Origin of the sequence: Glutamicibacter sp. PAEs-4, assembly GCF_051161755.1 — a bacterium.
Taxonomy (GTDB): domain Bacteria; phylum Actinomycetota; class Actinomycetes; order Actinomycetales; family Micrococcaceae; genus Glutamicibacter; species Glutamicibacter nicotianae.
In genome coordinates, this window is the sequence record NZ_CP195017.1 from 1,907,257 (window position 1) to 1,920,551 (window position 13,295).

General features: G+C 65.6%; 13 protein-coding genes. 5 read left to right on the forward strand and 8 right to left on the reverse strand.

The annotated features are described in order from the left end of the window. Positions 1-58: 58 nt before the first annotated feature. On the forward strand, positions 59-1,741 hold the full coding sequence (locus ACR9WD_RS08985; protein WP_121866888.1) for an ABC-F family ATP-binding cassette domain-containing protein: 1,683 nt from the start codon (positions 59-61) through the stop codon (positions 1,739-1,741). On the opposite strand, the gene ACR9WD_RS08990 is transcribed toward ACR9WD_RS08985, so the two are convergent. Together ACR9WD_RS08990 and ACR9WD_RS08995 are read right to left on the reverse strand one after the other, a co-directional pair. Beyond that, the gene (locus ACR9WD_RS08990) at positions 1,738-2,370 is read right to left on the reverse strand and encodes an AmiS/UreI family transporter (protein ID WP_121866889.1); all 633 of its coding nucleotides are present in this window, start codon (positions 2,368-2,370) and stop codon (positions 1,738-1,740) included. The genes ACR9WD_RS08985 and ACR9WD_RS08990 overlap by 4 nt on opposite strands. Positions 2,371-2,487: 117 nt before the next feature. After that, positions 2,488-4,215 carry an FAD-dependent oxidoreductase gene (locus ACR9WD_RS08995; RefSeq protein WP_434921961.1) on the reverse strand — a complete coding sequence of 576 codons (1,728 nt, stop codon included), beginning with the start codon at positions 4,213-4,215 and terminating at the stop codon, positions 2,488-2,490. Positions 4,216-4,293: 78 nt separating this feature from the next. On the opposite strand from ACR9WD_RS08995, the gene ACR9WD_RS09000 reads away from it, so the two are divergent. Beyond that, positions 4,294-5,214, forward strand: a complete 921-nt coding sequence (locus ACR9WD_RS09000) for a LysR family transcriptional regulator (RefSeq protein WP_073706157.1) — start codon at positions 4,294-4,296, stop codon at positions 5,212-5,214. On the opposite strand, the gene ACR9WD_RS09005 is transcribed toward ACR9WD_RS09000, so the two are convergent. The 4 genes from ACR9WD_RS09005 to ACR9WD_RS09020 form a co-directional block, all read right to left on the reverse strand. After that, positions 5,198-5,824, reverse strand: a complete 627-nt coding sequence (locus ACR9WD_RS09005; protein ID WP_141355240.1) for a pentapeptide repeat-containing protein — start codon at positions 5,822-5,824, stop codon at positions 5,198-5,200. The genes ACR9WD_RS09000 and ACR9WD_RS09005 overlap by 17 nt on opposite strands. A 9-nt stretch (positions 5,825-5,833) precedes the next feature. Then, positions 5,834-6,832 carry an epimerase gene (locus ACR9WD_RS09010; protein ID WP_434921962.1) on the reverse strand — a complete coding sequence of 333 codons (999 nt, stop codon included), beginning with the start codon at positions 6,830-6,832 and terminating at the stop codon, positions 5,834-5,836. A gap of 9 nt (positions 6,833-6,841) precedes the next feature. Further along, positions 6,842-7,717 carry a VOC family protein gene (locus ACR9WD_RS09015; RefSeq protein ID WP_434921963.1) on the reverse strand — a complete coding sequence of 292 codons (876 nt, stop codon included), beginning with the start codon at positions 7,715-7,717 and terminating at the stop codon, positions 6,842-6,844. A gap of 75 nt (positions 7,718-7,792) precedes the next feature. Further along, complete coding sequence (locus tag ACR9WD_RS09020; protein WP_434921964.1) at positions 7,793-8,641, reverse strand: SDR family NAD(P)-dependent oxidoreductase; 849 nt, start codon at positions 8,639-8,641, stop codon at positions 7,793-7,795. A gap of 135 nt (positions 8,642-8,776) precedes the next feature. Here ACR9WD_RS09020 and ACR9WD_RS09025 point away from each other — a divergent pair, with 135 nt between their 5' ends. The 3 genes from ACR9WD_RS09025 to ACR9WD_RS09035 all read left to right on the forward strand — a co-directional run bounded on the left by ACR9WD_RS09025 (position 8,777) and on the right by ACR9WD_RS09035 (position 11,931). Next, positions 8,777-9,286, forward strand: a complete 510-nt coding sequence (locus ACR9WD_RS09025) for an Lrp/AsnC family transcriptional regulator (RefSeq protein WP_073706152.1) — start codon at positions 8,777-8,779, stop codon at positions 9,284-9,286. A gap of 207 nt (positions 9,287-9,493) precedes the next feature. Continuing rightward, on the forward strand, positions 9,494-10,558 hold the full coding sequence (gene hisC / locus ACR9WD_RS09030) for a histidinol-phosphate transaminase (protein WP_190263616.1): 1,065 nt from the start codon (positions 9,494-9,496) through the stop codon (positions 10,556-10,558). Then, a complete protein-coding gene (locus ACR9WD_RS09035) occupies positions 10,555-11,931 on the forward strand; it encodes an amino acid permease (RefSeq protein ID WP_434921965.1) in 1,377 nt (458 codons plus the stop codon). Before hisC ends, ACR9WD_RS09035 begins: the two co-directional genes overlap by 4 nt. 37 nt (positions 11,932-11,968) lie before the next feature. Here the strand turns inward: ACR9WD_RS09035 and ACR9WD_RS09040 are convergent, their stop codons facing one another. Together ACR9WD_RS09040 and ACR9WD_RS09045 are read right to left on the reverse strand one after the other, a co-directional pair. After that, positions 11,969-12,643, reverse strand: coding sequence for a DNA alkylation repair protein (locus ACR9WD_RS09040; RefSeq protein ID WP_434921966.1), 675 nt, complete (start codon positions 12,641-12,643; stop codon positions 11,969-11,971). Continuing rightward, positions 12,634-13,275: a GyrI-like domain-containing protein gene (locus tag ACR9WD_RS09045; RefSeq protein WP_434921967.1), complete on the reverse strand. Its 642-nt coding sequence runs from the start codon at positions 13,273-13,275 to the stop codon at positions 12,634-12,636. Before ACR9WD_RS09045 ends, ACR9WD_RS09040 begins: the two co-directional genes overlap by 10 nt. Positions 13,276-13,295 lie beyond the last annotated feature (20 nt).

Sequence of the window (13,295 nt, forward strand, 5' to 3'; positions counted from 1 at the left end):
GCCTAGCGCGGGTTGCCGCGGCGGGAACGAACCGGCCAAAGCCCGATAGGATTGCCAAGTGGCCCATATCGACGTAACAGACATCCAGTATTTCCTTTCCGACGGCACCCAGTTGCTGGGCGGGGTGGCGTTCAAAGTCACCGCCGGTTCAAAGACCGCGCTGATCGGACCCAACGGCACCGGCAAGACCACCCTGTTCAAGATCATCGCAGGAGATCTGAAGGCCGACGAAGGCTCCATTAACCGCACCGGCACCCTGGGCATCATGCGCCAGTTCGTCGGGCAGGTGCGCGACGAGTCGACGGTGAAGGACCTGCTGCTGTCCACCGCCGCCCCGGCGCTGGCCCAGGCCGCCGCCAAGGTCGCCGAGTACGAGGCGAAGATGCTCACCAGCGAGGACGAGAAAGTCCACATGCGCTACGCCGAGGCGATCATCGAATGGGGCGACGCCGGCGGCTACGAGCTGGAAACCACCTGGGACAAGGTCTGCATGGCCGCCTTGGGTGTCGGCTTCGACAAGGCCGGGGACCGGCTGGCGCGCACCCTGTCCGGCGGCGAGCAAAAGCGCCTGGTGCTCGAAGCGCTGTTCGAGGGCAACGACGAGCTGCTGCTGCTGGACGAGCCGGACAACTACCTGGACGTGCCGGGCAAGCGCTGGCTGGAGGAGACGATGTCCCGCTCCAACAAGACCGTGCTGTTCATCAGCCACGATCGCGAGCTGCTGAACAACGCCGCTACCCGCATCGTCACCCTGGAGCCGGGCCATGGCGGGGCGACCGCCTGGGTGCACGGAGGGGCGTTCGGTTCCTATGTGGACGCCCGCAAGGAGCGCAACGAGCGCTTCGAGGAGCTGCGCAAGCGCTGGGACGAGGAGCATGCCAAGCTCAAGGAGCTGGTGAACATGTACAAGACCAAGGCCGCGTTCCGCTCCGACATGGCCAACCGCTACCAGGCGGCCACCACCCGGCTGGAGAAGTTCCTGGAAGCCGGCCCACCGCAGGCCATCCCGCTGGAGCAGAACGTGCAGATGCGGCTGAAGGGCGGTCGCACCGCCAAGCGCGCGATCGTCGCCGAGAAGCTTGAGCTAACCAACCTCATGAAGCCCTTCAATACCGAGATCTGGTTCGGCGACCGCGTCGGCATCCTGGGATCCAACGGCTCGGGCAAATCGCACTTCCTGCGCCTGCTGGCCTCCGGCGGCACCGACCCGGAGCGCGAGCACCTGCCGGTCTCCGACGTGGTCATCGAGCCGGTGGAACACGCCGGCACGGTGAAGCTCGGGGCGCGCATCCGCCCCGGCTACTTCGCGCAGACCCATTCGCGCCCGGACCTGTTCGGCCGCACGCTGCTGGAAATCCTGCACCGCGGCGACGAGCACCGCTCGGGCCTGCCGCGCGAGGCGGCCGCCGGCGCGCTGGATGGCTACGGCCTGGCCGGCCAGTCGGAGCAGAAGTTCGACTCGCTCTCCGGCGGCCAGCAGGCACGTTTCCAGATCCTGCTGCTGCAGCTCTCCGGGGCGACGCTGCTGCTGCTCGATGAGCCCACCGACAACCTGGACCTGCATTCGGGCGAGGCGCTGGAACGCGCCATCGACGCGTTCGAGGGCACCGTCCTGGCAGTCACCCACGACCGCTGGTTCGCCCGTGGCTTCGACCGCTTCCTGGTCTTCGGCTCCGACGGCAAAGTCTACGAGTCCGACACGCCGGTGTGGGACGAGGCCCGGGTGCAGCGCGACCGCTAGGCCGCGAGGTTCTGGCGCGCCTCCAGCGTTCTGTCCGAGCGAAGCCCCTGCCAGGCGCTGAAGCCCAGTGACACCGCCAGAGCCGCCAACGCCGCAAGGCCGGCAGCCGGGGCGGTCGTCCAGATCCCGTTCTGGGCGAACAGCGCCGGCACCGTGCTGGACGGGATTCCGGCGCTGACCAGCAGCCAGCCGGCGAAGCGCTGCAGCTCGATGCCACCTAGCCGTTGCACCCCCAGCGCATGCTGCAGGAACAGGCACAACCACATCAGCGCCCACGACAGCCAAATCACCGCGAAGATGGGATCCGTGCTCAGGGACATCACCGCCTTGTACACGGCGATCACCGCCACGAAGGCGCTGAACCAGCCGAAGGCGCCGGTATCGAAGCCGCAGAGCGTATTCAGGCCCACCAGAAGATAGGTCATTCCGAACAGGTAGCTCGGCCAGGCGCCATTGACCATCAGGGTGTCGCTGCCGGCCTGGACCATGATCAGCGTAGGCAGCAGGATTTGCACGCCGCCCACCATGAGGTTGAGCACTGCGGCCGAATGGGCCGGAATTCGGCCCAGGGACACCAGCCCGTTGATGAACAAGATCAGGCCTACGAAGACCAGCCCGACGTGGGCCATTGATTCCTCCACTCGCGCGGCGCACCCCCGGATGCGGATCCGGGAACCGGACCCGTGTCCTGCCGCTAACGACAGTTTCAGGTACCGATGCCCGGCTGGCAAATTCGGGTGAAATCGTTACTCGACCAGCTTGCCCTCCTGGGAGACTTCAGTGATCAGTTCCGCGATCTGCTCCGGGACCTCGGGAATCGCTTCGCGGGTGATCCCGGTGCTCAGCGACCAGACCAGGTTCACCTGCAGGGCCGGGTCCATGGCCGGGTAGTCGCTGCGGTTGTGGCAGCCGCGGGTTTCGCGGCGTTCGAGCGCTGCTTCCATCGTGGCGCGGGCGGCCAACGCCGAGGACTTCAGGTCGAAGGCGTGCGCCAGGTCCTGGTAGCCGGCGATGTCCGGGTGGATTCCCACGTTCTCCATGCGCTTCTCGATTCTCTCCAGCTTCGCCAGGCCTGCCAGCAATCCCGCTTCATCACGCACCACCCCGGCATGCTCAGTCATCAGGTCCCGAATGGCGCGCTGCAGGTTGCGCACGTTTTCCTGGCCCCGGGATCCGAGCAGCTCGGCGATGCGGGCGCGGGCGTCGGCGACGGCCTGGGCCGAGCGCGGCTGGGCGGCCAGCGAGGCGGAATACTGCGCCGCGTGCTGCCCCACGATGCGCCCGAAGACCAGCAGTTCGATCAGCGAGTTGCCGCCCAGCCGGTTGGCTCCGTGCAGCCCGGAGGAGGCCTCGCCGATGGCGTAGAGCCCGGGAACCTCGGTGGCATGCGTCAGCGGATCCACCCACACCCCGCCCATGGAGTAGTGCGCGGTCGGGGCGATCTCCATCTTCTGCTCGGTGATGTCCAGCATCTGCAGTTCCATCATGGTCTGGTAGACCCGCGGCAGGCGTTTCATGATGACCTCGCGGTCCAGGTGCGACACGTCCAGCCAGACTCCGCCGTTTTCGGTGCCGCGGCCCTCGCGGATTTCGGTGTAGGCGGCCAGTGCGACGCGGTCGCGGGTGGACAGCTCCATGCGCTTCGCATCATAGCGGGCCATGAAGCGTTCGCCCAGCGCATTGGTGAGGATGCCACCTTCGCCGCGCGCGGCCTCGGAGACCAGGGTTCCGGCGTCGCTTTCTGGTTCGATGATGCCCGAGGGGTGGAACTGCACCAGTTCCGGGTCACGCAATCGGGCGCCGGCCTGAACGGCCAGGCGAAACGAGTCGCCGGTGTTCTCGTCGCGGCGCGAGCTGCTGCGGCGCCAGATGCGGTTGTGCCCGCCGGCGGCCAGGATGACCGCGTCGGCGTGGATGAGGTAGCCGGTGCCGTCGTTGACGTCGAAGCCGTAGGCGCCGAAAATCCGGCCTTCGGCGGTGAGCAGTTCGGTGACGTAGACGGTGTCGAGGATCGGGACCTGTAGCTGCTCAGCCCGTTTGATGAGGGTGCGCTGGATTTCCAGCCCGGTGTAGTCCCCGGCGAAGGCGGTGCGGCGGAACTTGTGGGCGCCGAAGAAGCGCTGCGAGATGCGGCCGTCGGTTTCGCGGGCGAAGTTCATGCCGTAGCGTTCCAGGTCCTCGATGCCGCGGGCCGCGCCCTCGGCGACCACCTGCACGGTGCGCGGATCGGCCAGGAAGTAGCTCTCCTTGATGGTGTCCGCCGCATGTTGCTGCCAGCTGTCCTCGGCGTCCATCGTGCCCAGCGCCGCGTTGATGCCGCCGGCGGCCAGCGCGGTGTGCGCATCGTGGCGCGGGCGCTTGCCCACGGCCAGCACATCGGTGCCCGCCTCGGCCAGCTCGATGGCCGCGCGCAAGCCGGAACCGCCGGTGCCGATGACCAGTACGGAAGTGGATATCTGCTGTTCATTTCTCATGTTTTCCAGCATCGACCCACCCCAAGAATACGTCCAATGAATTATTGGCATGATGTCCATAGCAGTAGGCTATGCATCATGAACCTAGAGCAATTGCGCGGCTTCACCGCCATCGCCGATGTGGGGCACTTCACCCGTGCCGCTGAGCAGCTGCATCTGACCCAGCCCTCACTGAGCCGGCAGATCGCCACGCTGGAGCAGGAGCTGGGCTCCGAGCTGTTCCACCGCGCCCGCGGCAACATCACGCTCACCGCCGCCGGACAGGCCTTGCTGCCCCGTGCACGCCGGATGCTGGCCGACGAGGAATCCATCCGCACCGAAATGGCTGATCTGGCAGGGCTGCGCCGCGGCCGGGTTCGCCTGGGCGCGCCTCCGTCACTGTGCGTATCGCTGGTGGCCGAAGCGCTGTCGATCTTCCGCACCCGCTACCCCGGGGTGCAGCTGCAAATGTTCGAAGCAGGATCACACAAGCTGCTGGAGCAGCTCGACGGCGGCGCGCTGGATCTGGCGCTCATCGTGACCTCGGAGCACGCGGTGAACGGCAGCCATCTGGAGAACCTGCCGCTGCTGGAAGAACAATTGGTGGTCATCGACTCGCTGGAGCACCCGCATCTGGCCGGCAGCGAACTCGACCTGCGCGCGTTGGCGCCAGTGCCGCAGCTGGCTTTCGCGCACAGCTACGACCTGCGCGCCAGCACCGCTGCGGCATACAAGTTGGCCGGCCTGGTGCCGAATATCGTCGTGGAGGGCGGGGAAATGGACGCGGTGCTGCGCTTCGTGCAGCGCGGGCTCGGCGTCGCCGTGGTTCCGGCGACGGTGGCGCTGGACGCCCCAGGCGTGCGCTCCATTGCCCTGCGCGAACCGCTGGCCCGCACCATCGGACTGGCGCACCGGCGCGATGTCTCATTGACCCGCGCGGCCGCGGCCATGCAGCACCTGCTGTCCGAAACGGCCGCGCAGCTGGCGGCCAGGCACGGGCAAATCAGCTACCTAGCTTGATCCCCAGGTGGCTGGCCATCGCCTCGCCCAGCAGGCCCAGCTGCAGCGAGCTGATCTGCGCGCCGCGCAACCCATCGACGCCTTCCACATCAGCAAAATCCAGCCCCTGCAAATCCACCTCGCGCAGTTGCGCACCATGGCAGTTGATCTGCCCTGCCCGCGAATCGGCGAAGCCCAGGCGCTGGATCCGTCCGCCCAGATCGATCTCCTCGAACTGGCAATTGCGGAAGAGCACGTCCCGCACCGTGGCGCCGCGCAGGTTCAGCCAGCCGAATTTGCAGTTCTCGAACACCACGCCATCAAGCTGTGCCTCAGCGAAATCCGCGGAGCCGAAGCGGCTGTGGTTGACCCGCACGTCGTTGAGGAACACCCCGGCAGCCTGCAGCGCCGGTGCCCCGGCCTGCTCGAGCTCGCACTGGATCAGCCGGGCGTTGCGCACGGACTCGATCTGCACGGAACTGAACCGGCATTCCTCCAGCCGCGCGCCATCGGCCGCCAGCGGTGCATCGAAATCCCGGAAGTGCAGCAGTTCAATGTAGTCGTCTCCCAGGTCTCCGCGGTAGCCGCGGGCCAGCTCGGGCAGGGTGAAGCGGCGGATCCTCGGTGCCAATGCGCGTCCTTAAAGTTGTTTTCCGGCCAGATTCCCGGCGACGTCTTCCAGTGCCACGTCCAGGTGCGGCCAGCGGAATTCGTAGCCGCTGTCCTGCAGCACCCCGGGCAGCACCCAACGGGACTTCAGCAGCATTTCGGGTTCCACGCGCAGCACGAACATGGCCGGTTCCAGCATCCAACGATACGCGGGCAACCCGAATTTCCTGCCTGCGGCGCGGCGCAGCGAGGCCATCAGTTCCCGATTGGCTACCGGGTACGGCGAGCTGAGATTGACCGGCCCGGAGATTTCGGGGTGCTCGATGATATGCCTGATCGCGCCGAGCGCATCATCCACGTGGATCCAGCTGAAGCGTTGGTTCCCGCGCGTGCGATGCCAGCCGCTGCGTTCGGATCCGCTCGGGTCTTCCCCGATGCCGCGGTACCGCCGATGCGCCGGCCACCAGCCATCGTGCTGCGCCCCGCCAAGCCACAGCCGCGCAATGGCCAGCAGCTTGCGCGTGGCTGGGCCATTGCCGAGCACGATCGCCATGCGCAGGGCCACCCGGCGCGTGGGCAGCTGGCCGCGGAAGAACTCGCGTTCCCAGTTGCGCGCCACATCCACCGAGAAGCCTTCGCCGATCCGGCCGTTGGCCTCGGTGTTCGGCGCATCCATGCTGTGCCGGTAGATGGTCGCGGTTGACGCATTCAGCCACAGCTGCGGCGGATTCGCGGCCCGGCTAACCGCTTCGTGCAGCGCACGGGTCGTGTCCACCCGCGAAGCGAGGATCTCGTTTCGGGCCGCATCGTGATAGCGGCAGCCGACATTCTTCCCGGCCAGGTTCACCAGCAGATCCGCGCCGTCGACCAGTGCCTCCAGCCCTGGGCCATCGCCCCACTGGGCATCGGACTTCTCGCCGCGGCCGATCACCGCCACTTCGTATCCGCCCTCGCGCAGCTGCGCTATCAGCCGCACGCCGATGTACCCGCTGGCTCCTGCCACTACCGCCCGCCGTGCAGCGCCGCCCATTGTTCCCCGCTAGAAGTCGTTGATCACCAGTTTCTTCATCTTCAGCATATTCTCGAAAGCGCCGGGCCGCTCCATCAACTCGCCCATGTTCGACGGGACGATCTGCCAGCTCACCCCGAATTTGTCCGTGAGCCAGCCGCAGGCCTCGGCTTCGGGCACCGCCGACATCGCATCCCAGACGCGGTCGATCTCGGCCTGCCCGTCGCAGTGCCATTCCAGCGAGACGCCGGGGGTGAAGGTGAAATCCTGAGGCACCCCCGAGTCCATGGCCGCCACGCAATCCTCGCCCAGGGTGAATTGGGCGTACATCAGCGCTTCGGCGGTGGCGGATTCTGTCGGCTCCCCGTACGGGTAGGCGCTGTCCAGCTTCGCGCCGAGCACCTGCCCGTAGAACTCGATGGCCTCGGCCGCCCGGTTTTGGGCGGCACCGCCGAACATCAGCGAGGGAATCACCGACGCGCGGGGCTCGACCGGTTCGCTGGTTTCCATCAGCTGCCAGGAAACGCCGTATTTGTCGCTCACCCAGCCGTAGCGTGTGCTGAACGGGTAGGCATCCAGCGGCATCAGCGCGGTGCCGCCTTCCATCAGCGCGGACCAGGTGGCGTCGAGCGACTCGCGCTGGCCGGTGTTGAAGACCAGGATGATCGAGATGGAGGGATTGGGCTTGAATTCCTGGCCCGCGTTGATCAGCGTGATTTTCGTTCCGCGCACCCACAGGGACACGGTCAGCGGCTTGCCGGCAAGGGGCTGCTGGAATTCCAGCAGTCCCTCGCTCGGGTAGCGCGATTCGATTTCGGTCGTTGCCTCGGGCAAGGCACGGGCGTAGAACTCCCCCGCCTCCTCGCCATTGCCTTGCATCCATAGATTGACAACGAGATTTTGCATGACGAACCTCCTAGCTGGGCGATGTTCCCAAGCTACCCCTTCTGGCCCGCTGGCAACAGGTGGAACAGTGAATTTTCAGCCCGGATTCACCTGCGCGTCCCGCGATGTTCGACCGGTGAACTCGTCCATCGAGTGGTACACGCCGATGACCTTGCCGGCCACGAAATCCCACGCCGCTCGGGGCAGCACGCCGCGCAGCAGCTGGCCCAGCTTGCTGGTCCACGGCATCAGCACCAGCGGGGTGCCCGCTAGCATCGCCCGCCACGCGCGGTCCACCACCGCTTCCGGTTCGAGGATCGGGGTCAGCAGCATCGACTTGGCGCCGGCGAACATGCCGGTGCTGATATAGGTCGGGCAAATCGTGCTCACGGCGATCTGGTCGTTGTCCTCCAGTTCGAGGCGCAGCGAATCGCTGAAGGACAGAGCCGCGGCCTTGGAAGCGGCGTAGACGCTCATGTTCGGGTTGGACACCAATGCGGCCGCCGACGCCATGGTCAGCACCCGGCCCTTGCCTCGCCGCCCCAGCTGCGGAAGCAGGGCGTGGGTCAAGTACATCGGGGCCAGTGCGTTGACCTGCATGGTCGCGGTGATCTGCGCGGTGCGGTGTTTCGCGAAGGACGTGCCGGTTACCACCCCGGCGTTGTTGACCAGCACGTCGATTCCCCCGCTCTCAACCGCTTCGGCTGCGTAGTGATGGATCTGGGCCGGGTCGGCAAGGTCCACCACGTACGCCTCGACAGTGCCGCCGAGCCCGCGCAATTCTTCTGCGGCCGCGTCGAGCCTTGCCGTGTCGATATCCCAGATGACCACGCGCGCCGCGCCTTCGCGGCAGGCCTGCTTGGCGAAGAGCAAGCCCATCCCCTGCGCCGCCCCGGTGATCAAGACATGCAAACCGGCTACCGATTCAAGAGGCGTCTTGCCCATATCTGTACTCCTTCAGGATCCGTATGGCATCAGCCTAGCCTGTGTCGCGGCTAACAATTGGGCTATTTTCATCGAGTGCGCCCAGCATTCACCGCTAGCCTTGGAGCATTGGACCGACTTGTCGAAAGGACGACCGTGCGCATTGACCGCTTGGACGCGGATTTGATCGAACTGCTCACCGAATCGCCGATGCTGCCAGTGATGGAGTGCGCCCGGCGCCTGGGTGTTGCCCGCGGCACGATCAGCAGCCGGCTGGCCCGGCTCCACGAGGCCGGCGTCATCCAGGGCATCATCCCGCGGATCAAGCCTGCCGGGTTCGGCTACACGCTGGTCGCGTTCTGCCAGGTGGAGATCATCCAGCGCTATGGGCATGACCCGGTGGCGACCGCGCTGGAGGAATCCATCCCGGAGATCGTCGACATGTACACCGTGACCGGCAGCTCGGATTTGCAGTTGCGCGTGGTGGCCCGGACCCCCGAGGACCTGCAGGAAATCTTCAACCGGATCAACAAGGTGCCAGGTGTGGCAAGGACCTCATCGTCTTTCGCCCTGCACGAGCATTTCCAGGGGAGAACCCTGCCACTGGTCGCAGCGTGCGCTAGGAGCGAGGCCGATGTGGAAAAGGGTGGGCAGATTGACCAGTAAAATGGGCTACTTGGCGGAGAACGCTATGCAGCCTGCATAGGAACAGGGGTCGCGATTGCGCCGGCAGATTCAATCAACCTACAGTCGATGCTTGTGAATCGCGACACGCGAGGATATGAGCAGGGCCACCGCTGACCACGCACCACGGGCTTTGCCATACGAACGATTGCCGGCCTCGTGCAGCTCTGGCAGTCAGAGAGGAACCTCATGACCCTTCACCAGCGCCCCTCCTTGCAGGATGTGCCCGCTTACAAGCAAGGCAAGCCCGCAGCCGCTGGAGCCTCGAAACTTTCATCCAACGAGTCGCCGCATGCGCCGTTGCCATCGGTGCTGGACAGCATCCAGGACGGCCTGGCCACCATCCACCGCTACCCGAGCATTGCGGCACCCGAACTGACCGGCGCGCTCAGCGCGCAGTTCGGCATCCCGGCCGAGCACATCACCCTGGGTGCCGGATCGGTCGAGGTCGCGGCCCAGATCATCCATGCAGTGGCCGCCGAAGGCGACGAGGTCATGTACGCGTGGCGCTCCTTCGAGGCCTACCCCTCGCTGGTGCGCATCGCCGGGGCCACCCCCGTCGAGGTGCCGCTGGATGCCGAATGCCGACACGATCTTCCAGCCATGCTGGACGCCATCACCGAGAAGACCCGGCTGATCTTCATCTGCAACCCGAACAACCCGACCGGCACCGTGGTGCAGGCCGAGGCCCTGGACGCCTTCATCAACGCCGTGCCGCGCAATGTGCTGGTCGTCGTGGACGAAGCCTACGTGCATTTCGACCGTTCGGCCGTGCGAGCCGACGGGATCGAGCTGTTCCGCAAATACCCGCATGTGGCAGTGCTGCACACCTTCTCCAAGGCCTACGGGCTGGCCGGATTGCGCGTGGGATACGCGATCAGCCCGCTGGAAGTCGCTGCGAACCTGCGCAAGGTCGCCGTGCCATTCGGCGTCACCGATCTGGCCCAGCGCGCGGCGGTGGCCTCGCTGGCCGCCATCGACGAACTGTCGGTGCGCATCGAGGAAGTCGTCGCCCAGCGCGAACGCATGCACGATGCCCTGGCCGCCGCCGGATACCCGGTCGTGAAGTCGCAGGCGAATTTCGTCTGGGTGGACGCCGGCGAGGCGACCGTGGAGCTTGAAGCCAAACTGGCAGCCGGCGGCGTGGTGGTTCGTGCCTTCCCCGGTGACGGGTTGCGGATCTCTTCGGGCACCGCGGAAGATGTCGACCGCGTGCTCGCCGCCCTGCCAGCCGTGCAGGAGGCCACCGCGTGAGCGCTGTCAAAGCCCCCGAGCAGCTGCATGCCGGGCTAACCCAGCGCCAGATCTCCATGATGGGCCTGGGTGGCGCGATCGGCGCTGGCCTGTTCGTCGGGTCCGGCCAGGCGATCTCCATTGCCGGACCGGCGGTGCTGGTCTCCTACCTGATCGCCGGCACTGTGATCATCGTGATCATGGCGATGCTTGCCGAAATGGTTGCCGCGAACCCCTCCTCGGGTGCGTTCTCGACCTTCGCCGGCCAGGCCATGGGCCGCAGCGCCGGCTCCACGCTGGGCTGGCTGTACTGGGTCCAGCTGGTCGTGGTGATCGCCGCCGAAGCCACCGGGGCCGCCGCCATTACCGCCGGGTGGGCGCCCGCATTCCCGCAGTGGGCATGGGTGCTCAGCTTCGTGGTGATCCTCACTGGGGCGAATCTGCTCGGCGTGCGCAACTACGGCCGTTTCGAATACTGGTTCGCCGTGATCAAGGTGGCGGCGATCATCGCCTTCCTGGCCTTCGGCGCACTGGTACTGGCGGGCGTGATTCCCACCCCTGAACCGGTGGGCTTTGCCAACCTGGCCGCCCACGGAGGCTTCGCCCCCGGCGGCATGGCAGGGATTGCCGCGGCCGTGCTGATCGTCATCTTCTCCTTCGGCGGCACCGAAGTCGTCTCGATCGCGGCCGCCGAGTCCAAGGACCCGGCGGGCAACATCAAGCGCGTGGTCAAGTCGGTGATGCTGCGCATCCTGTTCTTCTACCTCGGTTCGATCCTGGTGATTGTCGCCCTGGTGCCATGGAATGACCCGGCCGTCGCCGAAGGGCCATTTGCCGCCGCGCTGGATGTCATGCACATTCCGGGCGTGGGCTTCATGATGAACGCCGTGGTCGTGGTCGCGCTGCTTTCGGCGATGAACGCGAACATCTATGGTTCCTCGCGCATGCTGTACTCCCTGGGCCAGCGCAAGCTCGCCCCGCGCGCCGTCACCCACGTGACCGGCAAGGGCGTGCCGGCGAAGTCCGTCATCAGCTCGGTATCGTTCTCGTTCCTGGCTGTGGGCCTGAACTGGATCTGGCCGGATGCGGTCATGCCGATCCTGCTGAACGTGGTCGGTTCGACCATCATCGTCATCTGGGCGTTCATTGCCGTCACGCAGCTGATCCTGCGTCGTCGTGCGGACCGCGACGGTGCGCACCTGCCGTTGCGCCTGTGGGGTTTCCCGGGCTTGTCGATCGCGACGATCGTCCTCTTGGCAGCGATTGTCGCCATTGCGATGACCGATCCCGCCGCACGCACCCAGCTGCTGCTCACCGGCGGGCTGACCGCCGCGATCTGGGTGATCTCCAAGATCGCGCTGCGCGATGAGAGCGGGAATTCGGCGGACGCCTGAACATCTCCGTGAAGCCTAGGTCCAGCAATTGCTGGGCCTAGGCTTTTCTCTTTGCCATTTCGGTGATCCAAATTGGCGCGAAGGGGGAAATGCACCCGGCAGAGGTCGGATAGTCCGCCAGCACCTGCAGCGACTCGCCGATCGCCAGCGCGCGCGGGCGCAGCCGCTCATGCTCGATGCCGATCTGTGCCAGCGTCGTATTCATCGCCCATTGCAAGCGGTCCGGTGCGGTACGCATCTCGGATTCGATGGTGTCCAGCAGTTGCTCCAGATTCAGCTGTTCCGGGGCCTTCACGACCTGGTGCGCGGTCAATTCCCACGCGGCAGCCTGTTGCATCGGGTCGGACTCCCCCATGAGCAGCACGCGGAGTTCTTCGAGCAGCTTGGATTTCTTGACGATGTAGCTCAGGAACCAGGCTTGGACCTTGGGAGTGGTGGCGTCCTTGCTCCAGGCCTGCAGCTGGTCGAGTGAAAAACTGCGTGGCTTGGCGATCAGCAGCGCGACCAGCCGGGTTGCGGTGTCCCCCGTCGCCCAGAGCTCGTTGGCAAGTTCCTGGTTGCTTTTCAACGCCTTGGCCAGTGCCCTGAGCTTGCCCAGATTCACGCCAAAATCGTCGCCATGCTTCTCATTGACTGCCCGGTGCTTGGGGTCTTCAAGTTCGGCCAAGGCCTGCTGCACGTCGGCAACGGTGCTCTGCGGTGTCAGTTCCATGTGTCTTCCTTCTGCTGAAGCGGTTCAACGGGCTGGCGCAGGATGGTGCGAAGCTTTTCCGGTGCCACCTTGCGCGGGTCGCCGAGGTAGATTTCGTGGTGCTTGCCGGTCATGCGCAAACCCTGCGCCGGAATGAATTCGTGGTGCATCGTGGCCAGAATTCCGGCTTCGTCATCGTAGGGCCCGATGTGCAGTGTCTGCACGCATTGGCCTTCAAGGAGCGTCTCGAAGCGGATGCGTTCGGGGCATGGCAGCTGCTTCTTTTCCTGTGCGGCTTCCAAGGCTTGCGCGAAGTCGGCCCCAGTGAGCCATGCAGGGGCCATGAGCATCATCGTCCAGCTCCATTTCGATTTGTCCCGCCGCTCGGTAAACACTGCCATGTCCTCGGCCCACCAGAGTCCTTCCAATGGCGGGACGACGTAGTCCCGTCCCTGGGCCTTGCTCGCGAATTTGAGCTTGTAGGCGACGGGATACAGAGTTTGCAAGGCTTGCTGGTACGCGTCGCTGGTGTTTGGATCCCCGGCCCCGTCGATCATCAGGTACTGTGCTGCTGGCACCTGCAGGACACGGAATTCCCCGGCTTTCGACCGGTATTCGTCCAGTGATTTCTTGAAGTCAATTTTGTCCGGCAAGGATTTGCCTGAAGCCTTCC